The sequence below is a fragment of the Mucilaginibacter rubeus genome (genome assembly GCF_014643835.1).
GTDB lineage: Bacteria > Bacteroidota > Bacteroidia > Sphingobacteriales > Sphingobacteriaceae > Mucilaginibacter > Mucilaginibacter rubeus.
Genome location: NZ_BMKD01000004.1, coordinates 325185 through 350163 on the forward strand (window position 1 = coordinate 325185; position 24979 = coordinate 350163).

At 43.1% G+C, this 24979-nt stretch carries 20 protein-coding genes; 14 read left to right on the forward strand and 6 right to left on the reverse strand.

Translation table 11 applies throughout. The features are described from left to right. The first annotated feature begins 172 nt into the window (after nt 1-172). Nucleotides 173-988, forward strand: a complete 816-nt coding sequence (locus IEX80_RS15380) for a helix-turn-helix transcriptional regulator (protein WP_308421695.1) — start codon at nt 173-175, stop codon at nt 986-988. A 79-nt stretch (nt 989-1067) separates the two neighbouring features. Further along, a complete protein-coding gene (locus IEX80_RS15385) occupies nt 1068-1538 on the forward strand; it encodes a YybH family protein (protein ID WP_090529058.1) in 471 nt (156 codons plus the stop codon). Between the two features lie 351 nt (nt 1539-1889). Here the strand turns inward: IEX80_RS15385 and IEX80_RS15390 are convergent, their stop codons facing one another. Both IEX80_RS15390 and IEX80_RS15395 read right to left on the reverse strand, forming a co-directional pair. Then, complete coding sequence (locus tag IEX80_RS15390; protein WP_091165564.1) at nt 1890-3416, reverse strand: carbon-nitrogen hydrolase family protein; 1527 nt, start codon at nt 3414-3416, stop codon at nt 1890-1892. A gap of 44 nt (nt 3417-3460) precedes the next feature. Further along, entirely contained in the window at nt 3461-3847 is a 387-nt protein-coding gene (locus IEX80_RS15395; RefSeq protein WP_188833388.1) for a DoxX family protein, read from the reverse strand. A 168-nt stretch (nt 3848-4015) separates the two neighbouring features. Here IEX80_RS15395 and hemA point away from each other — a divergent pair, with 168 nt between their 5' ends. Then, nucleotides 4016-5242 (forward strand): glutamyl-tRNA reductase, encoded by a 1227-nt coding sequence (gene hemA / locus IEX80_RS15400; protein WP_090529068.1) that lies wholly within the window; start codon nt 4016-4018, stop codon nt 5240-5242. Nucleotides 5243-5648: 406 nt separating this feature from the next. Here the strand turns inward: hemA and IEX80_RS15405 are convergent, their stop codons facing one another. Then, nucleotides 5649-8018, reverse strand: a complete 2370-nt coding sequence (locus tag IEX80_RS15405) for an ABC transporter permease (RefSeq protein ID WP_188833389.1) — start codon at nt 8016-8018, stop codon at nt 5649-5651. 349 nt (nt 8019-8367) lie between these two features. Further along, nucleotides 8368-12027: an ABC transporter permease gene (locus tag IEX80_RS15410; protein WP_188833390.1), complete on the reverse strand. Its 3660-nt coding sequence runs from the start codon at nt 12025-12027 to the stop codon at nt 8368-8370. An 831-nt stretch (nt 12028-12858) separates the two neighbouring features. Between IEX80_RS15410 and hemC the strand changes: the two genes are divergently transcribed. Next, entirely contained in the window at nt 12859-14454 is a 1596-nt protein-coding gene (gene hemC / locus IEX80_RS15415) for a hydroxymethylbilane synthase (RefSeq protein ID WP_090529683.1), read from the forward strand. A gap of 49 nt (nt 14455-14503) precedes the next feature. Here hemC and IEX80_RS15420 read toward each other — a convergent pair whose 3' ends face one another. Continuing rightward, nucleotides 14504-15457, reverse strand: coding sequence for a PKD domain-containing protein (locus IEX80_RS15420; RefSeq protein ID WP_188833391.1), 954 nt, complete (start codon nt 15455-15457; stop codon nt 14504-14506). Nucleotides 15458-15641: 184 nt separating this feature from the next. Between IEX80_RS15420 and hemB the strand changes: the two genes are divergently transcribed. The 7 genes from hemB to hemJ all read left to right on the forward strand — a co-directional run bounded on the left by hemB (nt 15642) and on the right by hemJ (nt 22252). Continuing rightward, the gene (hemB, locus tag IEX80_RS15425) at nt 15642-16613 is read left to right on the forward strand and encodes a porphobilinogen synthase (protein WP_188833392.1); all 972 of its coding nucleotides are present in this window, start codon (nt 15642-15644) and stop codon (nt 16611-16613) included. 258 nt (nt 16614-16871) lie between these two features. After that, complete coding sequence (gene hemL, locus IEX80_RS15430) at nt 16872-18239, forward strand: glutamate-1-semialdehyde 2,1-aminomutase (protein WP_176627955.1); 1368 nt, start codon at nt 16872-16874, stop codon at nt 18237-18239. Nucleotides 18240-18333: 94 nt separating this feature from the next. Further along, the gene (locus IEX80_RS15435; protein ID WP_090529091.1) at nt 18334-19209 is read left to right on the forward strand and encodes a sensor histidine kinase; all 876 of its coding nucleotides are present in this window, start codon (nt 18334-18336) and stop codon (nt 19207-19209) included. An 18-nt stretch (nt 19210-19227) separates the two neighbouring features. Continuing rightward, the gene (locus IEX80_RS15440) at nt 19228-19935 is read left to right on the forward strand and encodes a response regulator transcription factor (protein ID WP_090529686.1); all 708 of its coding nucleotides are present in this window, start codon (nt 19228-19230) and stop codon (nt 19933-19935) included. Continuing rightward, nucleotides 19935-20486: a hypothetical protein gene (locus IEX80_RS15445; protein ID WP_188833393.1), complete on the forward strand. Its 552-nt coding sequence runs from the start codon at nt 19935-19937 to the stop codon at nt 20484-20486. Before IEX80_RS15440 ends, IEX80_RS15445 begins: the two co-directional genes overlap by 1 nt. Nucleotides 20487-20580: 94 nt before the next feature. Beyond that, the gene (gene hemE / locus IEX80_RS15450; RefSeq protein ID WP_188833394.1) at nt 20581-21606 is read left to right on the forward strand and encodes a uroporphyrinogen decarboxylase; all 1026 of its coding nucleotides are present in this window, start codon (nt 20581-20583) and stop codon (nt 21604-21606) included. A 112-nt stretch (nt 21607-21718) separates the two neighbouring features. Next, on the forward strand, nt 21719-22252 hold the full coding sequence (hemJ, locus tag IEX80_RS15455) for a protoporphyrinogen oxidase HemJ (RefSeq protein ID WP_188833395.1): 534 nt from the start codon (nt 21719-21721) through the stop codon (nt 22250-22252). Nucleotides 22253-22377: 125 nt separating this feature from the next. On the opposite strand, the gene IEX80_RS15460 is transcribed toward hemJ, so the two are convergent. After that, complete coding sequence (locus IEX80_RS15460; protein ID WP_188833396.1) at nt 22378-22566, reverse strand: hypothetical protein; 189 nt, start codon at nt 22564-22566, stop codon at nt 22378-22380. A 142-nt stretch (nt 22567-22708) separates the two neighbouring features. On the opposite strand from IEX80_RS15460, the gene IEX80_RS15465 reads away from it, so the two are divergent. From IEX80_RS15465 to IEX80_RS15475, 3 genes are read left to right on the forward strand one after another with little or no spacing between them, the layout of a single operon-like run. Further along, complete coding sequence (locus tag IEX80_RS15465) at nt 22709-23278, forward strand: RNA polymerase sigma factor (protein ID WP_188833532.1); 570 nt, start codon at nt 22709-22711, stop codon at nt 23276-23278. Continuing rightward, nucleotides 23262-24056: a hypothetical protein gene (locus IEX80_RS15470; RefSeq protein ID WP_188833397.1), complete on the forward strand. Its 795-nt coding sequence runs from the start codon at nt 23262-23264 to the stop codon at nt 24054-24056. Before IEX80_RS15465 ends, IEX80_RS15470 begins: the two co-directional genes overlap by 17 nt. Nucleotides 24057-24088: 32 nt before the next feature. Then, on the forward strand, nt 24089-24919 hold the full coding sequence (locus IEX80_RS15475) for an outer membrane beta-barrel protein (RefSeq protein ID WP_188833398.1): 831 nt from the start codon (nt 24089-24091) through the stop codon (nt 24917-24919). Nucleotides 24920-24979 lie beyond the last annotated feature (60 nt).

A 24979-nucleotide genomic window follows, 5' to 3' on the forward strand; every position in this document is an offset into this window, starting at 1 on the left:
AGGCTAATTTAGTATTAAAGGCCGAAAATATTATTGAAATAAGTAAGTGCAATTGAACTGAAGCCTTCTCTTCCCGTCCCCTTTCCGGCCTTTCGTAGATTTTATTTAAACCTGAAAAGCAAAATCATCCAAACAGTTATATTAAATTTGATTATATCAGATTGCAGTTGACATGCGCTATACCGAATATCGTCCTAATGGCATACTAAAAGATTTCATACAATGTTATTTTGTGTGCGAAACTGATATTCCTGTTATGACTGACGATAAGGTGTTTGCTACCGGCGCTATCGAAATCTTATTCAACCTGGGAGCGGATGGCCCTCAACAAATAAAAAATGGAGACCTGGTAACCTGTCCCGATATACAATTGTGGGGACAAACTATACAGCCATTTACTTTTACCTCTTACGGTAAGCATTGTATGTTTGGGATCCGCTTTTTTACCCATACCGCCGCCTGCTTTTTTAATGAGCGGATAGAAGAATTTAATGACCGGATCATTGATTTCAAAGAGTTGGGAGGAAAGGAAGCTGCTTTGTTACATTTGAGATTGATGGAGGCCAAAACACCGGACCGGAGAATAGATTTAGTGGAAGAATTTCTGATGAAAAGGTTGTTAACCTCAGGGCCTAAATTCAGCAAGCTAAAGCTGGTCAACAACATCATGTTTGACTTAAGCAAAGAGGATTTTCTGGAGAATATCAATACAGTGGCAGCTAAATACGGTCTTTCGTCCCGGTACCTTCAGAAAATATTTTTAAACTATTCCGGGCTGAGCCCGAACTTGTACACTAAAATAGCACGGTTTCAAAAAAGCCTTTACCGGGTTGCCGAAAACAAACTATCGCTCACCTCTATCGCTTATGAGTGCGGGTACTTTGATCAGTCGCATTTTATAAAGGATTTTAAATTCTTCACTGGGTCGCCCCCTTCCCGGTTTTCGCCCGAAAGTTCAACCGATTTTTCTGCCGCGCTCAATAATTAAGCTGTTCCGATTTTTACAATTTTGGTCCATTTTAAGGATATAGTTTCGCTTTAGTTATTCATTCAATATTTAAAGGATCATGAAACAAAAAACCTTAACTGCAGCAATTATATGCCTGTGTCTTTTCTTAACGTACAAAAGCAGCATCGCCCAGGCAAATAATCCCGGCTTACAGCAGATCAAAAGCTCAATTCAAAAAATAAATACACTTTATTATGAGCTGTTTGCAAAAAGTGACGCCTCAATCATAAACCTGTATACTGATGATGCTATATTATTGGCGCCAAATATGCTGCCTATAAATGGCAAAAATGCACTGAAAAAGGATTTCGAGGATACCTTTGTTGCAGGAAAAGTGAAAGGTGTTAAATTCCAAACGGGCAATATCTATGGCGATGGTAAAGCTTACATTACCGAAGAAGGCACCTGGCAGGTTTTTGACCCAAATGGTAAAGTTCTTGATGATGGGAAGTATTTAAAATTGTGGAAACTCACGAAAGCCGGCTGGAAAATATTCAGGGATTCTTTTAACAGCAACCACAAAATTTAAAACATTCCAGTCCCATCACGGTCTCTCGCAGTTTAAGTTTATCCATAAAATCAATAGTCAAATTGGGTAATCTTGATAAGTTGAACCCCTCTGGGGTTCGGGTATAGGGTGTGATGTTATTTCTACAAACCTTTTCCCCCTCTGGGGGATTTTTACAATTTAATAAACATGTATTAATCGCCCAAGGACAGATGCACCAGAGGTGCAAAAGGTTTGTAGCTCGTAAAGTTATAAAATACCCTTTGCCCCAGAGGGGCAAAACACGACGACTTGCTGTTTAAACGACAAGCAATTTTGTGGATAAACTTAAACTCGCAGAGGCATTGATGGAACAACTAAGGGGGACAATCCCTACACCCTCTTCCCATTAAAAGTAATGTTATACAAATCCGTGCGCCTGTCTTTGATATTTTGCACGCTGCCGTACTCATGCAGCTCATCCAGCAACGACAGGTCAACATCGGCAATAACAATCATTTCGGTGTTTGGCGTAGCTTCAGATTGGATCCCGTTAGTCGGGAAACCAAAATCTGAAGGTGTAAACACCGCCGACTGTGCATAGCTGATACCCATATTATTTACATTAGGCAGGTTGCCTACACAACCCGCTATAGCGACATAGCATTCGTTTTCCACCGCACGGGCCTGGGCGCAAAACTTAACCCGGTTGTAACCGTTTTGCGTATCGGTAAGGAAAGGTACAAACAGGATCTGCATATCCTGACCGGCCAAAATGCGTGACAGTTCCGGAAACTCTACATCATAACAAATCAGGATGCCAACTTTGCCGCAATCGGTATCAAAAACTTTCACCTCATCGCCGCCGCGCATTCCCCATGAGCTAATCTCGGCCGGGGTTGGGTGAATTTTGTATACCTCTTCCATGCTGCCGTTCCGCCTGAACAGATAGGAAACGTTATATAACGACTCCTCAAAAATATAAGGCATACTGCCCGCAATGATGTTTACATTATAGGATACCGCCAGTTTTGAAAACTCCTCGATAATGGGCTGGGTATATTTGGCCAGTTCGCGCATGGCCTTGGCCGAATCCATATGGTTATAATCGGCCATGAGCGGTGTATTGAACAGCTCGGGGAACAGGATAAAATCGGCCTGGTAATCGCTCACCGCATCAACAAAATATTCGGCATGCTTCATCAGCTCACTGATATTACTGTACGAACGCATCTGCCATTGTACCAGGCCAATACGTACTACTGTTTTATGATTGATAACATCGCTTACTTCCTCGTAATACACGTTGTTCCACTCAATAAGTGTAGCAAAACCTTTTGAGCGGCTATCCTCGGGCAGGTAGTTACGCAATACCTTGCGCACGTGAAAATCATTTGACAGCTGAAATGATAATGTTGGATCATAGATCTCCTTATACTTTACCTTATCAATATACTGACGGGGCGTAAGCTCGTTCTGAAATTTTTGATAGTTAGGGATACGCCCGCCGGCAATAATACTTTTCAGGTTCAGCTTTTCGCAAAGGGCCTTGCGGGCATCGTACAACCTCCGTGCAAGTCGCAAGCCGCGATATTTAGGATGGATAAACACATCAATACCGTACAGTACATCCCCTTTGTCATTATGGGTTTTAAAGGTACTGTCGCCGGTAATTTGCTTGTAGGTGTGATTATCGCCAAATTTTTGGTAATCGACTATAATAGCCAGTGCACAGCCAACAACCGTATCGTTAACGGTAATGCAGATCTGCCCTTCGGGGAATATTTTGATGAGCCGGCGAATAGAATTGGCATCCCAATAGTCCTCGTCCATATCCATATAGGCCGATTTCATTGACTTTTTTAGCTCCTGGTAGTCCTGTACTTCCAGGTTGCGCATTTCAATACTTTGCAGATCCATATTTTTATTTTGCTTCGATAGCAACAGCCAAACGCTGTTTTGGTTTAGGCTTTTTTAGTATCGGTTGTGTGCCACCAGGCCCAGTAGATCAGCACAAACTGCAGGAATAGGCGCAGCCATGCTAAAAAAGGTGTAACCGTTATGGAATTTAACTTCATTGGCGCTTTAAATGCCATGCTCACGTGGATCTGCAAAAAGGCAATCAACATTAAAACAATTCCCCAGGCAGCCCAGTACCGAGTTTTAGTTGGTATAAGTAACAAACCTAATGAAATTTCGGCAATCCCGGCAAGGAGGTTAACAGTCTCTGGGTAAAGCAGGTTATTGGGCATTACGGCGTAGTAAAAGCCCGGATCGCGGAAGTGATTAAGGCCTGCAAGCACGTAAAACGCCACGAGTATTACCAGGCTTATTTTTTTATACTTATCCATGTTTTAATTTACAAATATTTTGTGATACGCATTGCAAAACAGTTTAAATACTGCAAAACAAGCCGTTTTTGCAATTTATAACCATTCCAAATAAGCCTGTTTGACAAAGTGTTGACATTGGATGTGCCGAATAGTGATACTTTTGTTCGGTCAAATTTTAAAACTGCTTTGAAGTATCTAAAGGTAATAGCTTTTACGCACAAACAGATTGAACTGAAGGAATTGGGTAGATTGGTGGTTTGCCAGGAAAATCTGACAGATAAACTTGCACAGGTTAAAAAGCAGTTCAATATCCCGGAGATCTTCTACCTGGCTACCTGTAACCGTGTGGAATTTGTAATGACAACCCCACAATCTGTTGACAAAGATTTTGCCAAAAAATTCATAGAAGCCTTTAACACAGAGCTTTGCCATGATTCACTGAGTACTTTTATGGATAGCGCGTCTATTTATGAAGACCAGGAAGCCATGGTGCACTTATTGCGCACTTCATGTTCGCTGGAGAGTTTGATCGTGGGCGAAAAGGAGATCCTGGCCCAGTTACGCAAAGCATATGAACATTGCAAAGAGGCCGGCCTAACCGGCGATGCCATGCGCATGATCATGAACTGCGTGGTAAAAACAGCCAAGGAAGTTTATACGCATACCAACATCTCCAAAAACCCAATCTCGGTAGTATCGCTGGCTTACCGCAAGCTTAAAGACCTTAATCTTTGTTCAAATGCCCGTGTATTGATCATCGGCGCAGGCGAAACTAACCGTAACATTTCCAAATATCTTCAAAAACATAAATTTTCAAACTTCGCGGTATTTAACCGTACCGTGGCCAATGCCGAAAAATTAGCTGCCGATTTGGGCGGAGAAGCGTTTGACCTCGAAGCTTTGAAAAGCTATAAAAAAGGTTTTGATGCCATTATCACCTGCACATCGGCAGTTGAGCCAATCATCACTACCGAAATTTACCAATCGCTGCTCAACGGCGAAACCGGCAGGAAAACCATTGTCGATCTTGCCATCCCTAATGATACCGCTCCCGAAGTGCTGGAGCAATTCCCGGTTAACTTTATCGAAGTGCACTCGCTTAACGAAGTTGCCAAAAAGAACCTGCAGGAACGTTACCACGAACTGGTACACGCCGAAGCTATCATTGAGCAAAACATTGCCGAATTTGTACAGCAGCTTAAACAGCGCCGTATTGAAGTAGCTATGCGCCAGGTACCTGAAAAAATCAAAGAGATCCGCAATACCGCCATTAACTCCGTTTTTGCAGATGAAGTACAGGGCCTGGATGAGCAATCGCGAGAGATCCTGGAAAAGGTGATCAACTACATGGAGAAAAAATATATCAGCGTACCCATGGTTATGGCGAAAGATATATTGATCAATGAAAACTAAAACTTTCTGAATCAGAATTTACGGGATTTGAGGATTGACAGAATGCTTGCTTTTGTCTGAAACCGAATTTCTTTAATTTAAGAATTGATCAGAATATTGGTTGTGATTTTATCTAATACTGGTCGAAGTTTAGCGAAGCGTAACTTCGTCCTGAAATGAGTTAAGCTTTCAGCTTAACCGAACACCATATCATCAGCATGCAAAATATCAAATGTATGCTGCAAACTGTTTACTCATAACTGCCAACTGGATATGGGCGTTACCTCCGGTCCGGGCTGTACACTCATACGCCTGCAGGCTTTACGCTCGCTGGCCGGTATCCGCTCCCATCCCTAACGCAGGTATTTTTCGTTAAACCTATTTGGCTATTATTGGGGCTTATTTCCCTTGTAAAACAAACATTCAATCATTCCGTCCTCAAACTCTTTATCGGGTTAACTGTCGCGGCTTTTACAGATTCATAACTAACCGTAATCCACGCTATTCCCAATGCAGCTACAGAGGCAATAAAGAACACCAGCCAGCCAGCATTGATATGATAAGCAAAACCCGACAGCCAGCTGTTAACCGCATACCATGAAAGTGGGATAGCGATAACTATAGCTATCAAAATAAGCCTGGTGATACCTGATGACAGTAAGTAAACGAGGTTTACTACAGATGCCCCTAACACTTTGCGTACGCCAATCTCCTTGGTACGCTGCTCGGCCATAAATGCAGATAAACCATATAAACCCAGGCACGAAATAAAGATTCCCAAACCGGCAAAAAGATTAAAAATATTGCCCATTTGCTGTTCGCCTTTGTAAAGTTTGGATAACTCCTGGTCAATAAAATCAAATTTGAAGGGATAAGCCGGATTGAGCGCCTGGCTCATAGCCGCCAGTGCCTTTATTGTAGCATTAGTTTTTCCGGGCAAGGTCCTGATCACCACATAACCGCCTATTTTATTGAAAGGTATAACCAACGGCTCAATGCTTTGCTGAACGGGCTTAAAATTAAAGTCTTTTATAACCCCTACAATAGTACCCTTGTTACCCCAAACCGCTAATGGCTTGCCTATGGCAGTGCCGGCGGTAAGGCCCATTACACTTGCCATTTTCTCGTTGATCATGTAATTATTCGAGTCGGTTTTAAAAGCTGCCGAAAAGCTTCGGCCGGCCGCTAACTTCATTCTGAATGTATGCGTAAAATCTTCGTCGGCAGACATTACCGGGATAGACAATTGCGAACGTTGGTCTTTACCGCTCCACTGCACATTAAGTGTCCAGCCGCCAAGTTCAGTGGGCAAATCGGTAATCGTTGTAAAATCGCTCGTCAGCGAGGTTTGCCTTAACATGTTTTTCAAAGCCTCCTGCTTATGCCAGATCTCGCCCGTCATTGGCACGTATAAAAGATTGGCTTTCTCGAAACCGGGATTCCTGTCCCTGATAAATTTAAGCTGATTATAGATCACCACCGTACCCACTAATAATACAATGGAAACCATAAACTGAACCACAACTAAAGCATTACGGAACAGCAAATTGCCTCCCATTGATTTCACGCTACCCTTAAGCACTTTAACCGGGTTAAAACCAGAGAGAAATAAGGCAGGATAACTTCCCGAGATAAGACCAGTTATTAAAGCAATACCGGTAAGACTTAACCAAAGCCTGGCATCCGACAGATCAATAACAAGTTTCCTGTTAGCCAGATCATTAAACACTGGTAAAAACATCCGAACAATAATAAGCGCAAGTAACAGGGAAAGAAAGGAGATAAATACCGACTCGCTTAAAAACTGAAGCACCAATTGCCCGCGAACAGCACCCGCTACCTTACGTAAGCCTATTTCTTTGGCCCTGCGTGCCGAACGTGCGGTAGCCAGGTTCATGAAATTGATACATGCTACAACGAGTATCAATATGGCGATCACAAAAAAGATACTTACGTACTGCGCATTCCCATGTCCGGACGAATCTCCCAATCTTTCAGGGTCCAGGTGTATTTTGGTTAGAGACTGTAATTTGAAGGCAGCCTTGGTATCCGGGCTATGTTTGTGAAAAATCTGACCTATTTGTGTTTCTAATTTGGCAATATTAACAGCGGAAGGATCAAAACTTTTATCGAACTGTACGTAACCAAAAAAATTAAAATTATCCCAGATATTATTTTTTAGATCATTATTGGTTTGTGCTATTAAAGCCATCGGAAGCAGGATGTCAAATTGCAGATCGGAGTTAGCCGGGATATTGGCCATAACGCCTGTTACTACCAGATTTTCCTTATTATCTTTCCTTATCACTTTTCCTATGGGATCTTCTTTTCCGAAGTATTTTGTGGCGATATCTTCTGTTATTAAAACACCATTTGCCTGATTTAAAGCAGTAGCGCGGTCGCCTTTTATTAATGGATATGAAAACATGTCCATAAAATTGGGATCGGCATAAAACACATGTTCTTCCTGAAATTTCCGGTTACTTATTTCGAATAAAACAGATGGAAAACCGGGATATAAACGGGCTACATTTTTAACCGCAGGGATCTCCGATTTTAATCCAAAAGGCATCCCGGCCGAACTTGCCGCGGTTTTAGAATCACTAAAATCGCTGTCGATTCGATAGATCTGCCCGGCATTTTTATTGAACTTATCATAGCTCAATTCATTTTGCACCCAAAGCAAAATCAGGATACTTGAAGCAAGGCCTATCGCCAAACCCGATATATTGATAATGGAGTAAGCTTTATCCTTTATGACATTCCGGTAAGCCAGTTTAAAATATGTTTTGAACATGGGTATATTGATTGTAGAAGTTGTTGAACTTAAAACATTATTTAATATACAGGCATTATCTAAAACCCATGCCATTAATATAAATCATTGATAATTAAAACATTAATATCAATTTATTTATAACACCCGTTCGGAAACGTTACAACAAGTGTGCGCTTTTGCCGGGCATTACTACCCTGCGATAGAGCCCATCAAATTACGTTCCATCAGGGTCTCTCGTAGAGGACCCTGATGTCTTCGCCAAGCAGGTAGGCCTTTTCTCGTAAGATGATCAAGGCTGATAGTGGAAACATCAGGGTCCTCTACAAGAGACCCTGATGAGAAGGTAGTCTCACAATAATCTTCCTGATTATTCTGTCCTCAAACTTTTTACAGGGTTCGCCAGCGCGGCTTTTAACGCTTTGTAACCTACCGTGAACCAGCCTATCAATAACGAAGTTGTAATGGCTGCCATAAAAACCCATAAGCCCGGCGAAATACGATAGGCGAAAGTTTGCAGCCATCCGTTCATCAGGTACCAGGCAAGGGGCGCGCCAATCATAAATGCCACCACGATAAGAGCTAAAAATTCCTTTGAAAACAGGTACACAATGCTGCTTACTGATGCGCCTAAAATCTTTCGGATCCCTACCTCTCTTGTGCGCTGTACCGCCATAAACGATACCAGGCCGTATAAGCCAAGGCAGGAGATAAAAATGGCGATGAGCGCAAATACTTTATAGATCAGTTCGAGCTGGTTTTCCTGTTCGTAAAATTTGGCAATGCTATCGTCAACAAAAAAGCCGGTGTAGGCATATTCGGGATATTTCTTTTCCCAGGCACTTTGCACCAATGCTGCCGTTTTTGCAAGTCTCCGGCTTTCAATTTTTACCGCTATTTGCTGTTCCGATTGTTTTGAGGGGAACATCACCAGCGGTTTAACTTCCTCGCGCATGGAGTTTGTTTTAAAGTCGGCAACAACACCTGCTATGGGCAGGTTTCCGTAACTATCAAAGGTAAGGGTTTTGCCCAAAGCATCATTTGCACGTTTAATACCCAATTTGCGTATAAAAGTTTCATTAACCACCAGTTCGCGCGCGGTATCGCTGGGTTCATAGCTTTTGCCTGCTATAAACCTGAGGCCAAAAGTTTTAAAGTAATCCGCGTCGGCAACTTTCATGAAAATATCAAAGCCAGGATCTTTATCTGAATGATTGAAGTAGAAATTGCTTGAATTATTATGCGATGACGATGGCGCGTCAGCCGAAAAACTGGCTGCCTTTACACCCTGCAAGGTAAGCACCTGCTGTTTAAAGCTGTTCATTCGTGATAAACCGATGCTATCGGCAGGGCATGGTATGGCCAATACGGCTTCTTTATTAAACCCGAGGTCGGCATTGTTTACAAAATCCATTTGTTTAACGGCGATAGCTGTTCCGATAATCAGCAACTGTGAAATGGTAAACTGGGTAACTACCAGCACACGGCGGAGCGATATACCACCAACAGCTGCCGAATTAATCTTATTTTTCAACGCCTCAACAGGTTTAAATCCCGATACGATAATTGCCGGATATACTCCTGAAAGCAGTATCACTGCAACTATTACACAGGCCAGGCAAAGCAATATGCCGGGATTGAACAAACCAATGGTATCCGGAACGCTGGCGATATGTTTGAGTAACGGTAAAGCAATTTCGGCTATGCAAATTGCAAGGCCGGCCGAAATTAGTACGATAATGGCCGTTTCGCACATTACCAGGCCTACCAATTGCCCGCGGCTGCTGCCCAGCACTTTGCGGATGCCTACCTCTTTGGAGCGGCCAACGGATTGCGCGGTTGAAAGGTTAATGAAATTGATGGATGCCATAACGATGATCAGCACCGCGATAAGCGACAAGGTACGCAGCGTGGACTTGCTGGTTACATGATCGCCCAGCGTGCCGCCAAAACTGGTGTCAAAATGGATTGCCGATAAGGGTTGCGCTACAGCATATCTTTTCCTGGCAGCGCGTTCACTATCACTATTAAATTGTTTTTCGGAAAAACTAAGCATTTGACTTTCGATGCTGCTTTGCAATACATTTGCAGGAAATTTTATATATACCTGGCAGTCGCTGCTGGTTTCATCCCAGGTATATGCGTAATGGTAGCTTTTGGGGTTCTTCTTCCAGGTGATGTACGAAATCAACACTTTGAGCGGCAGGTCGGTATTTGGGGGAACATCCTGTATCACACCCGCCACTTTTAGCGTCAGCAGGTTATCCATCCTGAGCGTTTTTCCTACTGCCGTTTGCCAGTTACCAAAATATTTTATGGCGCTGCTTTTATCAATCACCACCATGTTAGGATCTTTTAAAGCTAACGCACTGCCGGCAAGCCAGGTTGCTGAAAAAATATCGAAAAGCTGAGGTTCGGCAAACATGATGCCGGTGTTCTCTATAAATTTTTTATCGCCGGCGGGGTTACCGTTAGCCGCCGGGGCTACGATCTGGCTGCCATAAATGGCGTTGATACCTGCAATGGTAGCCTGTGGGAAATAAAGACGAAAAGCATCTATCGCAGGCGTTGAGATCCCGGCACTATACCTGATATTACCTTCCCGCTCTTTTTTTGTAACAATGCGATACGTGCTTTTATAACCGGGTTGATAGGTGTCAAAGCTCAACTCATATTGAACAACTACAAATATCAGCAGGCAGGCCGCAATGCCCACCGCCAGCCCGGCTACATTAATGGCCGAGTAACTTTTGTGACGGGTGATATTACGCCACGCGATCTTAAAATAATTTTTGAACATATAGCTGCGGTTTAATTTTCGGGAAGACCACATGATCGCGGCTTCATGGTCCGAAATTACCCTTGCAAACTGAGTACGTCGTCTTAAGTTATAACCTGGGAACTCTTTGTGAGGTTCATTTTTATATTCCGCCGGGCTTTTGCCGGTTATTTGTTTAAAAATGCGGTTGAAGGATGATTTTGAGTTAAAACCGGAATCCAGTGCTATGCCAAGCAGGGTTATATGAGCAAAAGCAGGATCCTGCATTTTCCGGATTACTTCCGCAACGCGGTATTCGTTAATAAAATCGTTAAAGTTTTTTTTGAGAGCAATATTAATGATCCGGGATAATTCATGCACTGTGAGCCCAAGCTTGTCAGCGAGCGAGGTCAAACTCAACTCCGCGTCCTCGTAATACCGCTTGTCTTCCATAACCCGCCTGAGCCAGGCCCCCTTTTGCCGCAGCACTGCCGGAACCGGTGTTCTCGAAACCGCGGGAGCCTGCGCAATAATAGTGCTTCCTGGTTTTGAATGGACAGTCGCCGCTATCCAAATCATCATTCCCGCTAACAGCAAATACAAGGGATAGTACGCTTGGATTCCTAACCGTTGGTGGAAATAAAAAAAATCTGCAACGGCATATGGCAGCCATAATAACCATAAAAAACCAAAGGCTTTGATTAACCGGACCAGCCAGCGCATTTGGTTGCGGTAGCGGTCATTTACTTGATTGAATTTCAACTGTTGATAATAGCTTTCAATCAGCCTGAAAGAAATATACAAATAGGCAACTACAGAAATGAATGCTGCCATATTGAGTACCAAGCCCGTTTGCTGAAAGACAGGTGTGTGGTAAGTTGCTACGCCGGTGCTGATGCTTTGCCCAATCTCCAATACAAAAATGCCCTGTTGCAGCAACAAGGGGATAAAGTGCAGCAGATCCGTACCACGTAATTTATATCCCGGCCGGGTTATCTTAAGTACATAAAAATAAATGAACGGACCCAGCGCCAGCGAAAATTGAAGCGGCAACCGGCTCCAATGCGGGAAGTAAGTACCCAGCCCAATGCTTTCTCCCAACACCCGGGCCATCCATAAAACAATGGTTAGCATAGCAAGGGCCAGAAAACGATTTGCAGAGCGGTTAATATTGGGGGTAAACCATAAGAGCAGGCTAAAAGTCAGCCCGATAAATATCGTTGCTAAAAATGCAAAATCATAAGGGGTAATATGGAAAATGAATGCAGTCAAGTTGCCCAATTGCGTCAAAGGTTATTCCAACTTTATAACTTACTGAAATATAGCGATTACAATTTTACAAGAGGCAATTATTGTAATAAAAACGGACGTTTGGTTGTGCGGATATGGGTCACCATTATTGTTTGAGGATACAAAGTCAGGTTTGTGATTCCGCGGCGTTATGTTCCACTTTTCATTAGCCGGCCGAAGTTAAAATCTGTTATATGCGCCTGCAATAGCTATCTGACGAAGCTACGCTTCGTCAGATATAGAGAGAAGGGCACAAAGCTAATATTACATTCTTTAACTACTGGTGGCAATACTTTGTCAGCATCAAATTCAACCAACCAGTTTTACCTTAAAAAAATGAAAAAAAATAGGAAAAAAGGTTAAAAAATCAGCCTTATCTTCAACAGCCGTGAAACACCCAATAACCATTCCATAAAGTTTTAAATGCTGATTATCAATAATTTAACAACGTTCTATACAAAACATTAACGCACTGACTATCAATCGATAACATCTAAAATCCGTTTCACTGTTTCACTCTTAAAAAATGGAACATATCCATTTTTTAAGAAAAAGAAGCGCCGGGATCTTTTCATTTTTTTTCGGGAATCAAAAAATTGGGACAGCCTGTTTGTTACACAAATGCTGCTATTATAAAATCGCCGCCGCCGCAAGCCTCCCGGCCTGCAGCCCGGTTGCCAGCCTGGCTGGTTTTACATGGCTCTAATCGTACACATTACCGTCATTTTGTTGCAATTAACAATAATTCATTATATTGATGTACCTTATCATCGGCATAAAAATTTAAATTTGCAGCTGCAAACATTCATTCTTTTGGACAGAAAACTGATTATAGGAACCCGTGGCAGTGAATTGGCTTTATGGCAGGCCAATTTCGTTAAAGACAGCCTTGCTGCCATTAATATTACCGCCGAGTTAAAGATCATTAAAACCCAGGGCGACCGGATCCTGAACCTCAGCTTTGATAAGCTGGAAGGTAAGGGCTTTTTTACCAAAGAATTAGAAGAAGAGTTAATATCCGGCACTATTGATATAGCGGTTCACTCACATAAGGACCTGCCTACCGAAAATCCTCCGGGACTCATCATCGCAGCAGTTTCAGAACGGGAAGACCCGGCTGAACTGTTGTTGATCTTGAAAGACTGCGTTGATGTGCACCAAAAGCTATCTGTTAAATATGGTGCTATCGTTGGCACCTCGTCAAACCGGCGCAAAGCCCAGCTCCTGGCCCACCGTCCCGATCTTGAAATTGAAGAACTTCGCGGTAACGTGCCTACCCGTATCGGTAAGCTGCGCGATGAAAAATATGATGCCATTATGCTGGCTAAAGCAGGTGTTACCCGCTTAGGCCTCGACCTGAGCGAGTTTCATGTGGAAGAAATAACTCCGGTTGAAATGATCCCGGCACCGGCACAGGGCGCGCTGGCTATCCAGATCCGCGAAACCGATCATGAACTTTTTGAAGCCCTGCAGGCATTACACCATACCGATGTAGCCGAAGAGCTGGCTGTTGAACGTACTGTATTAAAATTATTTGGCGGTGGTTGCCACTTACCTTTAGGTTGTTATTGCCGTAAGGAAGATGGCTTTTTCCAGGTGTTTACCTCTAAAGCCAACGATGGAGATGAATTTCCGGACAGATTATTTGTAAAATCAGATACAACTGATGGATTAGCCGAGAGAATAGTATCTATGTTTGACGCCAATCGTAAACTGGCTCAAAGCGTATTTATAACCCGTGATCTTTCAGAGCAGAGTTATTTCCGTAAAGCTATGAAAAAACATGGCATAGCAATAGATGCCCGCTCGTTAATTCGAACCGTGCCGGTAATCAACAAACTTGACCCATATATTTTACGGGATATCAACTGGATATTTTTTAGCAGCAAAAATGCTGTTGAGTATTTCTTCGCCCTGAAACCGCAATTGCCATCTAAAATAAAATTTGGCGTAATGGGTACAGGATCAGAAGATGCCTTGCGCCGAAACGGCTATTTTGCTGCTTATGTTGGTGAAAGCGGCGATACCACCGATGTAGCAGCTGATTTTGCGGCAATAGCCAACCATTCAAAAGTATTGTTTCCTGGTGCCGAAGGTTCTTTACGCAGCATACAACAAGGTTTATCTGCAGATACAAAAATAATTGACCTCACGGTTTACGAAACGGTGTTAGAGCAGCACGTTGAAGCCACAGGCGCAGACATACTTGTGTTTACCAGCCCGTCAAATGTTGAGGCATATTTTCAGGATAATTTATTAGAACCTAATCAACAGGTAATTGCTATAGGTAAATCAACCGGTAAGAAATTTGATGAAATGGGTACCAGATATACCTTACCGTACTCGCCCGACGAAGTAGGTTTAGCCGAAGCTGTTTTTGGAACAGTCTGCCTAACTAACAGGTGCTAAAAAACAGATATTGTCCGTAGGTGGTAAGGCTACGGACAATATTAAAAAATCAATGTTTAACGTATTTCACAATCAACCTGGGGTGCCTTGTGCTGTCATAATAATAGCTTGAGCAAAATATCCGGCTGGTGTATAATACTTCATTTTGGAGAGAGAGCTTAAATCCATAATTTGATTTATTGCTTATCATCACACTTACTATATCTTTTACGTTTATATTCATATTTAGAAAGGGCTGGTTAGTACTTGGCACCACAATCTGGTTGGCCGTTAAACCTGCAGGCTGATTAAACCAGCTAACATTTGTTATATCCCAATCGGCAGCTACCTGCTGTATTACAAAAGAATTATCAGCACCGAAGTTTGCGTGTACCAAATCACCGTTTTTAGGTATAGTATCAGAATATAAGCGGAGCTCCGCGGATATGACAGTGGCATTGGCCGGAATGCTGCTTAAATCAAATTTTAATAAATTACGTACGGTGATGGGCAAGCCACCGATAGTCCAGGCAGCAAGCGGTTCCTCTATCGCGGTTCGGTTACTGGCATCCGTACCGTTGTACAAACCGATATTGGTTTCATAAGGATTGTTGGTTGGCGAAAGATCAAGTGTTATTACATCCGAAGGCTTTACTGTTACCTCAACAGTATCAACACCCGTAAGACCATCCTTATTAATCACCATAAATTGGAACTGATACTTCCCTTCGACAAGATGTCTTGCTTTAGCCGATGCAGAAGCCTCATTTATAAGGAAAGCTTCTGCAGGCCCTGATATTTGGCTCCACAAATATCCGGCTATCCCATCAGCAGCATTACCACTTTTTCCGGTCAGTTGAACCGAATCCTGTGGTAAAGTAATGGTTACGTCAGCTCCGGCCTGAGCCAAAACCTTTTGGGATACAGATTTTGTGGATACAGGGGGGACGCTCGTTTTTTTACATGAACCCAGCATAGCAAAAACCAGCGGTGCAATTATCAGTGATAATCTAAAGTATTTCATTATTCCTCAAGTAGTTAGGCTATACAAATATAATTATATATTCTATATAAACCTCGCTTTAAATCATTCTTACGCCATAAATTGCCTTTAAAGTCTTTTAAAGCCACATAATTGTATACGTTTATATAAATTTGTGCTTCGCAGGCGGTAAGATAACTATAGAAACCTGAGTATTGATCATAATATGTTACAACGACCAAGAAGGAACCGAAAAAGTGAAGTGATCCGCCAGATGGTGCAGGAAACGCATGTTAGCGCTGCTAACCTGATTTTTCCGCTGTTTATTATTGATGGTGTAAACCAGAAAACTGAAGTGGCGTCGATGCCGGGCATATTCCGTTATTCAATTGATAACCTGCTGCGCGAAATTGAAAGCTGCCTTAAACTTGGGCTTAACTCTTTCGACCTGTTCCCAAACATCGCCGAGGAACTGAAGGACAAATTTGCTACCGAAAGCTATCGCGATGAAAGTTTGTATCTGCGTGCTATTCGCGAGGTAAAAAAGAACTTCCCTGAGGCCTGCGTTATTACCGACGTAGCTATGGATCCCTACAGCAGCGATGGCCACGATGGAATTGTAGATAATGGCGTGATCCTGAATGACGAAACGCTTGACATTTTGGGCAAAATGGCTTTGGCTCATGCACAGTCAGGTGCTGATATTATTGCGCCATCAGATATGATGGATGGTCGTGTAGGTTATATTCGTAATGTGCTTGACGATAATGGTTTTACCAACGTATCGATCATGTCATACTCGGCTAAATATGCGAGTGCATTTTATGGCCCGTTCAGGGATGCATTGAACTCGGCACCTAAGTTCGGCGATAAAAAAACTTACCAGATGAACCCGGCCAATCAACGCGAAGCCCTCATTGAAGCCGAACTGGACGAACTGGAAGGCGCAGATTTCCTGATGGTAAAACCGGCCCTGCCCTACCTGGATGTTATTAAATTAATAAAAGATAATACCGAGTTACCTGTTGCAGCCTACAACGTAAGCGGCGAATATGCCATGATCAAAGCCGCCATACAACGCGGCTGGTTAAACGAGCAGCGTGCCATTACCGAGGTGCTTACCAGCATCCGCCGTGCCGGTGCAACTGCTATTTTAACCTATCATGCCAAGGAGGTTTTGGAGAATAAGTGGTTGTAGGGTAGTGATTAGAGGTTGGAGATTAGAGGTTAGTGCGCAGGCCGCGTTAGGGATTGCAGTGGAAAGCCCACAGCGCGGGCGGGATTGAGGGATGGCAAAGCGAGGACTTGCAACGGAAAGCCCGGGCCGCAGGCAACGCCCACAGTGATAAACATAATCGAAAAGCACAATTAATACCGATTACTTACAATTAACCAATTACAAGGAATTAAGTAGTACTGGTTAAACAAAAATCAGAGTTTAGAATTTCAACAATATATGTTCGATTCAATAAAAAAGATGTTTTCTGCAGAGGATGAACCGGTAAATACTACGGGCAAGCCCGATATCAGTCGTGAAAAATCGGCCGAATTGTATGCTAAGGCGCAAACCTATTTTCCGGGTGGGGTTAACTCGCCGGTAAGGGCTTTTAAATCTGTTTATGGCACGCCGCTGTTTATTCAAAAGGGCGATGGGAGCCATATCTGGGATGCCGACGGTAACGAATTTATCGATTACTGCTGCTCATGGGGGCCACTGATCCTTGGTCACAACAATGCCAAAGTAAGGGAAAAAGTTATCGAGGTAATGCAAAACGGCATGAGCTTCGGTGCACCTACCGCATTGGAAAATGAGTTGGCCGAACTGATCCTGAAAAACAATAAGTTTATTGAAAAAATCCGCTTTGTAAGCTCAGGTACTGAAGCCGTAATGTCGGCCATCAGGTTAGCAAGGGGTTATACCAAACGCGATAAGATCCTGAAATTTGAAGGCTGCTATCACGGCCATGCTGATGCTTTATTGGTAAAAGCAGGTTCGGGCCTGGTTACCTTCGGCGAAACTTCATCTGCCGGTGTACCTAAATCTGTTGCCGACGAAACTATCGTGGTAGCACTTAACGATAAAGAAGCTTTGGCAAAAGCTTTTGAAGAATTTAAAGACCAGATTGCCGCGGTAATCATTGAGCCGGTACCGGCAAATAACGGTTTGCTGCTACAGGAAAAAGAATACCTGCAATACCTGCGCGACATCTGTACGCAAAACGGCACCATGCTGATATTTGATGAGGTGATCTCCGGTTTCCGCGTTGGCTTTGAAGGTGCTGCCGGTTATTACCAAATCAAACCAGATATCATCACTTACGGTAAAATTATCGGTGGCGGTATGCCGGTTGGCGCTTATGGATCATCGGCAGCAATCATGAGCAATATCTCGCCGGAAGGTTCGGTTTACCAGGCAGGCACACTATCGGGTAACCCAGTTGCTATGGGTGCCGGTATCGCCCAGCTTAGTGAGCTTTTACGCATGGGCTTTTACCGCGACCTGAACAATAAAACAGAGGAGTTCGTAGAAGCCATTCAGCGTTTTGCTACCGCCCGCAATTATAAGTTTAAGGTGTTTGGCATAGGCTCCATATTTTGGTTTGCTTTTACAGATAAAGAGTATATTCGTAAAGCCGAAGATATTGATTCGTCAAGCATGGAAAAATTCAAAAAGTTCCACCGCGAATTGTTGAACAGGGGCATTTATTTAGGTCCGTCGGGTTATGAGGTTGGCTTTATATCATCAGCCCATACCAAAACAGACCTGGAGAAAACAAAACGTGCTATATTTGATAGTTTGGATTTAGTATTCAATTCTAAGTAGCCAGTTTGCAGTTGCCGGCGGGCAGTTTGCACTTAATATAACATTGCAAACTGACAAACTACTGCCAACTGAAAACTGATAACTGCCAACTGATATGAAGAAGTCATTTGTTATTTTTTACGCGCTCATCACCTATGCCGTTGCCGAACTGGTATGGTGGGGCTATATGCTGGTTACGCTGCAACCGCGCCGTACCGGTATGATTCTGGGCGAAGGGGCTATGTTTGTAGCCGTATTTTTAATTGGCGCCATTAACCTGCACCGCTCGTTCAATAAGGAACGCAGGTTACAGGAGCAGAAAAAAAACTTCCTGCTTTCGGTAACGCATGAGCTGAAGTCGCCGCTGGCATCTATCAAGATCCTGCTGCAAACCATCCAGAAACGTCACCTCACCAAAGAACAGCTTCTTGATTTTATTGAAAAATCGTTAAATGATGTAGAGCGACTGGACGATATGGTTGAGAATATGCTGCTTGCATCTAAGATCGAAAACCGCTCATATAGTTTCCCTAAGGCCAGCTTTAACCTTTCGGTTTTGGTTGACAGCATTGTTAACCGTCTGCAGATTTCCAAATGCGATTGCAACCAGCAGATCATCGAGGCCGAGATTGAGCCTAAGGTTGAAATAGTTGGCGATAAGTTTGCCCTGACATCGGTAGTAACCAATTTAATAGAAAACGCTGTAAAATATTCAAGCCCCTGCTCATCTGTTGGGGTAAAGCTGTTTTCGAAAGATGATAAAGTTTATTTGCAGGTATCTGATCATGGTATCGGCATAGCCGACGAGGAGAAAACCCGGATTTTCGATCGTTTTTACCGCGTAGGCAGTGAAGAAACCCGTAACACAAAGGGCACCGGACTGGGCCTTTATATTGTTAAGGAGGTGTTGGATAAACACCAGGCCAGCATCAGGGTTAAAGATAACCGCCCTGCTGGTAGTATTTTTGAAGTTACATTTGGACTAACCTAAATTAAGACAATGAATAATATGCCAAACAAAAAAAGGATTTTATTGGCCGAAGACGAAGAGCATTTGTTAGAAGCAATTAAGCTTAACCTTGAGCTGGAAGGCTATAAGGTAACTCCGGCTAAAAACGGCAAAAAAGCTTTACAGTTATTTAAGGAAGAACGTTTTAACCTGGTGATACTGGACGTAATGATGCCCGAAATTGACGGCTTTGTTGTCGCCGAAACCATCAGGCTTGAAAATACCGAAGTACCTATCATGTTCCTTACGGCTAAAAACACCAATGAGGACAAGATTTCGGGCTTAAAAAAAGGTGCTGATGATTATCTTACCAAGCCGTTTAACCTCGAGGAGCTTATTTTAAGGGTGAACAACCTGGTAAAACGCAGCTTAAAAGGCGAAGACCTGAAAGAGTTTAACAGCTATAAAATAGGTGATAAAACCATCCATTTTAACTCATTTGAGCTGGTTAACGAAGATGGCTCCATTACCGCCCTTACCAAAAAGGAAACCATGCTGCTTAAATTGTTGATTGAGCGCCGTAATGACGCCGTATCGCGCGAGCAAATCCTGGAAACCGTTTGGAATTATGACGTTTATCCGTCAACCCGTACTATCGACAATTTTATCCTAACCTTCCGTAAGTACTTTGAACCAGATCCTAAAAACCCGGTTTATTTCCACTCCATTCGTGGCGTTGGCTATAAATTTACCGATAACCAGCATTAATGTTCAGTAACAGGACACGTATATTCATTGCGTTTATATTTCTGCTGTCGTTAGGTATATTGGTATACTTTCATATTTATGAACTTGCGGCAGTTGCAGCTATGATGATCATCCTGCTTATTTGGGATTATTTCAGGCAGGGTACGTTGGTTGTAGCATCCAAACATTTTCATGTAAAGGATTATGATAAAACTGCTGCCTCGTTAAACGAGATCATGAAACCCGAATGGCTCAGCAAAAACCGCCGGGGATATTATGAGTTTATATACGGCGGTTTATGCCTGCAAAGGCAGGATTTTGAAGGGGCAGAAATGCACTATGAAATAGCGGCACAATACCCCTTGCGTTCGGTTAACGACCACGTAGCCGCTTTGGTTAGTGTGGCCAATATCAGCATCAGGCGCGGTAATTTTGAAAAAGCCCAGGCCTATCTGCAATTAACTGAAAAACATAAAGAAAAAATAACTGCCAAAATGAGGGAAGTGATAAGCCGCCTTCAGCAGGAGATCAGGGAAGAGCCAGGAAAAAAGAGTCAAGAGACAAGAAAATAAGAAATAAGACGGCAGGAGTCAGGAAGCAAGAATTATTAAGGGAGACGTTCTCTTCTTGGTTCTTGATTCTTGACCTCTTGCATCTAACTAAAGTATGAGAGATTCGTTATTAATAAAAGCGGCATTTTCGGAGCAGACAGAACGCCCGCCGGTTTGGATGATGAGGCAGGCAGGCCGCTTTATGAAAGAGTATTGGGATATTAAAAACAAATACTCGTTCCTCGAAATGTGTAAAACACCGGAGATCGCTGCCGATGTTACCATGCTACCGGTTGACCTGTTAGGGATTGACGGTGCCATTTTATTTTCAGATATCCTGGTAACGGGTGAAGCCATGGGAGGCGACCTGAGTTTCAACGCGGGTGTTGGTCCGCTGTTTGCCAATCCGGTACGTACACAGGCCGATATAGACAACCTGCAAACTGATGTATTGGATAAGCTGCAATATGTCGTCGATGCCATTAAAGTAATTCAGCAACGCCTTGCCGGCCGCATCCCGTTAATTGGTTTTGCAGGTGCGCCGTTTACCGTAATGAGCTATTTGGTTGAAGGCGGATCATCAAAAGATTTTAAACGTACCAAATTGATGCTGCACAATGAGCCGGAAATGGCCCATCAGCTGTTATCAAAAATTGCCACCGTTACGGCCGATTACCTCAACATGCAGATTGCTGCAGGCGTAAACGCAGTACAGATCTTTGATAGCTGGGCACAGGCTTTGGCATGGGATGATTATAAAGAATTTAGTCACCGTTATATTGCAGAGATCATCAGCAAACTAAACCGTAAAGATATCCCGGTGATTTCTTTCTGTAAAGGCAGCTCGGTTTTTGCACCGCTAATGGCAGAGGCTAAGCCAGATGTAATTTCTATCGATTGGAATGTCGATCTGTTAGATATCAAAAAACGTTTACCGGCAGGTATTGCAGTACAGGGTAACCTTGATCCGCATATCCTTTATGCCGATAAAAAAGTAATTAAAGAACGCATCTACCGCCTGTTCGACCGAATGAAAGGCGAAAACGGCTTCATCTTTAACCTGGGCCATGGCATCATGCCTGATATCCCGTTTGATAATGTGAAGTACGCGGTAGAAGTGATAAAAGAATACAGAAACTAATAATAAAGCCAACATGTCATTGCGAGCGATAGCGTGGCAATCCCGAACTATGCAAGTCGCTCTGTAAAGTTCGCGATTGCTTCGTTCCTCGCAATGACATGTATTAATTGACATGTACGATTACGTAAAAGCTATACATATCATTTTTGTGGTCTGCTGGATGGCGGGGTTATTTTATAGCGTACGTTTATTTATTTATCATACCGAAGCCCAGGATAAGCCCGAGCCGGATCGTACTATATTGTCTAAACAATTCGAAATCATTGAACGCAAGTTATGGAATATCATAACTATCCCCTCAATGTACCTTACTATAGCAGCGGGCGCAACGATGCTTATCCTCAAGCCAATTTGGCTTCAATTTGGATGGATGCATATCAAGCTGACTTTTGTTGTGGCTTTAGTGATCTATCATTTCATCTGCCAAAATAAAATAAAACAGATGCGTAACGGCGTATTCAAATGGACATCCATTCAGCTCCGCTTGTGGAATGAAGTTGCTACCATTTTTCTGTTCGCCATTGTTTTCCTTGTGGTGCTTAAGAGCGCTTTGAATTGGATTTTTGGTGTTGTTGGCTTGGTATCATTGGCTGTTATATTGATGATTGCGGTTAAGATCTATAAGCGATACCGGGAAAAGAAGTAATCAGCTGTCATCTATTGAAAAGCCTTATCATCCAATTTTATTTTCCCCTCTAATTCCAGCAGATTCTTTTGATTTTCTAAAATCGCAGATATATCTAATTCACCATCTTCCCTTTGGGCTCTTTGCTATTGCACAGGATCACCAAATGAAGACTCAGAAGTAGCCTTGAAGTTCAAAATCCGCTCTTTGAGCGCTTCACGGCTTATACCCTCAATTTCTGTACTTTTTTCTTCGACAATAACATTAAGCTCTTTAGCCAAAGCGATTATCTTCGCGATGCTTTGCTTGTTATCTGATTTTAGGATTAATTCCATGATTTTATCTATTGGCGCTTCTCAAAAAGCTGTAAACCGAAGTTACAACAAATCATCATCATTCATCTTCTTAAACTATTCATCAAAATATTTACATCCCCATGCAACCATTTGCATCACTCTGCCATCTTACTTATAAATGATGTTTTTGGAACCTAAATATACCATTCACCAACTGATAGACCGCTGCCGGGCCGGTGAGCGGAAGGCGCAGGAACTGCTTTATAAGCAGTTTGCTTCAAAAATGCTGGGGGTATGTATGCGTTATGCCACCGACCGCATGGAGGCCGAAGACATGTTGCAGAATGGTTTTATAAGGGTCTTCCACAAAATGGATGATTACCGGGGCGATGGTTCATTTGAGGGCTGGGTTAGGCGCATCATGGTTCACAGTTCAATTGAATACTATCGCAAACATCATAAAATGATGCAGGTAATTGATATTGACGAGGCAGGGCATGAGCCATCGGTTAATCCAATAGCCGCGGCCAACCTGGATGCAAAAGTGCTGATGGGCATGATACAGCAATTGGCACCGGGTTACCGGATAGTGTTTAACCTTTACGCGCTGGAAGGTTATTCGCACAAAGAGATAGCGGAGATTGTGGGCATTACCGAGGGTGCCTCTAAATCGCAGCTATCAAGGGCTCGTACAATACTGAAAGAACAGATTGCTAAAATGGAGGGCAAAAGTTATGGATATGCAGGATAAGGAACTGGACAGGCTGTTTCAACAAAAGCTTGATGACCTGGAAATACAACCGTCGGCTCATGTATGGCAGGGCATCAACGCCGAATCAAACGCCGGCAGACGTAAAGGAATATTATTGCCTTTGCTAAGCGCAGCAGCAGGTGTTATATTACTGATTACCGCAGGTATCCTGTTTATCCCTAAACAAAGGGGGAAACATAATGACCATCCAACAGAAATAGTTAAAACCCATCAACCGGTAAAACAACCCGTTGCAGTTACAGTTGAGCCTGTGGTACCTCCGCCCCCTGCCCAAAACAAAATTACTGCTAACCCGGTTATAGCACCTGTTAACAATTTGGCCCACGTTAATAAAACCAAAACAAAAACTAACTTGACGCAATCCATACAACAGCCAATACTCACTGCCCAACCGCCTGTAGATGCCCATACAGACGAGCCCTTATTAGCAAATGCCCCTGCCGCGGATTATCCTGTTGTTAACGCCGCAGCTCCGGATACAGCAGCCAGGATCAGCCCGAAATCAACCATCATTGCCAGCGGCAACACACAGCCGGTATTAATAGCCCAGGTATCGCCGCATGCCGTTCCTGCTATAGCAAAATCTGTAAAAAAGCACCGCATCCGCAGCCTTGGCGATATTTTTAACGTGGTGATAGCCGCTGTTGATAAACGTAAAGACAAAGTAATTGAATTCAGTAACACCGATGAAGACGATGCCACTATTACAGGCCTGAACCTGGGCTTTATTAAAGTAAAAAAAGAGAAAGACAAATAATATCTTAGCGAACGATAGACATACCACAACATATGAAACGCCTTATTTTTACCATCACAATATGCCTTGCCGCAAGCTTTGGTTTTGCTCAAAGCACACCTGCCGATTCTGCACAAAACACCACCGATACTACTACGCATAAAAAGCATGTTAAAGTAAAACTTGGCTTTGGCGATGACGTAACCCAGGTGAATATCAATAACGATGAGCCCGATACCGTATACCATGCCCATAAAGCACCAGGCTTCTCGTTTGGGGTAACCTTTTCAAGGATCGACCTCGGTTTTGCTACGCTGATTGACAATGGCAGCTTTACCCTATCTGATAAAAACAAATTTTTAAGCTACCGCCAGTGGAAAACAAGCAACTTTGGTTTTGATGTACTGCAATTTGGTTACCGGTTTAACAGTGCTTTCAAAATCTATCTATCCGGCGGTTTCGACTGGACCCATATCCGCTTACGTAATGATATCACCATACAGCGTAACGCGCCGGTGCTCACCTACGTTCAGGACAGTATCCACTTCAGTAAAAACCGTTTTTCATCAACCTACCTTCGCATACCGCTATCGTTCTATTACCGCAGCCATGAAGATGACCGGGGGAATTATTTCAGGTTAGTTGCCGGTCCGGAGATTGGCATCTTGCTTAACGGCCGCGTAAAACAAATCAGTGAGGAAAATGGCAAGCAAAAATTTAACGACGACTATCATTTTGCCAAACTGCGCAAAGGCGTATTCGTACGCATGGGTTACGGCATTATGGGCTTATACGCCAAGTATTACTTTAACGACATGTTTGAAAACAGCCCGGATCAAAAAGGGTTAAGGAACTTCTCATTCGGATTGACTTTTGGCTTCTGACCGCTGATTTAGGTGATTACGTTGATTTCGCTGATTATTTTTGATTGTAAATGATTATAA

Coding starts and splice junctions, on each gene's coding strand:
- hemB (WP_188833392.1), top strand. CDS start 15,642: ATGTTACAACGACCAAGAAGGAACCGAAAAAGTGAAGTGATCCGCCAG.
- IEX80_RS15420 (WP_188833391.1), bottom strand. CDS start 15,457: ATGAAATACTTTAGATTATCACTGATAATTGCACCGCTGGTTTTTGCT.
- hemL (WP_176627955.1), top strand. CDS start 16,872: ATGTTCGATTCAATAAAAAAGATGTTTTCTGCAGAGGATGAACCGGTA.
- IEX80_RS15440 (WP_090529686.1), top strand. CDS start 19,228: ATGCCAAACAAAAAAAGGATTTTATTGGCCGAAGACGAAGAGCATTTG.
- IEX80_RS15475 (WP_188833398.1), top strand. CDS start 24,089: ATGAAACGCCTTATTTTTACCATCACAATATGCCTTGCCGCAAGCTTT.
- IEX80_RS15385 (WP_090529058.1), top strand. CDS start 1,068: ATGAAACAAAAAACCTTAACTGCAGCAATTATATGCCTGTGTCTTTTC.
- IEX80_RS15445 (WP_188833393.1), top strand. CDS start 19,935: ATGTTCAGTAACAGGACACGTATATTCATTGCGTTTATATTTCTGCTG.
- hemE (WP_188833394.1), top strand. CDS start 20,581: ATGAGAGATTCGTTATTAATAAAAGCGGCATTTTCGGAGCAGACAGAA.
- IEX80_RS15470 (WP_188833397.1), top strand. CDS start 23,262: ATGGATATGCAGGATAAGGAACTGGACAGGCTGTTTCAACAAAAGCTT.
- IEX80_RS15395 (WP_188833388.1), bottom strand. CDS start 3,847: ATGGATAAGTATAAAAAAATAAGCCTGGTAATACTCGTGGCGTTTTAC.
- IEX80_RS15460 (WP_188833396.1), bottom strand. CDS start 22,566: ATGGAATTAATCCTAAAATCAGATAACAAGCAAAGCATCGCGAAGATA.
- IEX80_RS15465 (WP_188833532.1), top strand. CDS start 22,709: ATGTTTTTGGAACCTAAATATACCATTCACCAACTGATAGACCGCTGC.
- IEX80_RS15435 (WP_090529091.1), top strand. CDS start 18,334: ATGAAGAAGTCATTTGTTATTTTTTACGCGCTCATCACCTATGCCGTT.
- IEX80_RS15405 (WP_188833389.1), bottom strand. CDS start 8,018: ATGTTCAAAACATATTTTAAACTGGCTTACCGGAATGTCATAAAGGAT.
- IEX80_RS15390 (WP_091165564.1), bottom strand. CDS start 3,416: ATGGATCTGCAAAGTATTGAAATGCGCAACCTGGAAGTACAGGACTAC.
- IEX80_RS15380 (WP_308421695.1), top strand. CDS start 173: ATGCGCTATACCGAATATCGTCCTAATGGCATACTAAAAGATTTCATA.
- hemJ (WP_188833395.1), top strand. CDS start 21,719: ATGTACGATTACGTAAAAGCTATACATATCATTTTTGTGGTCTGCTGG.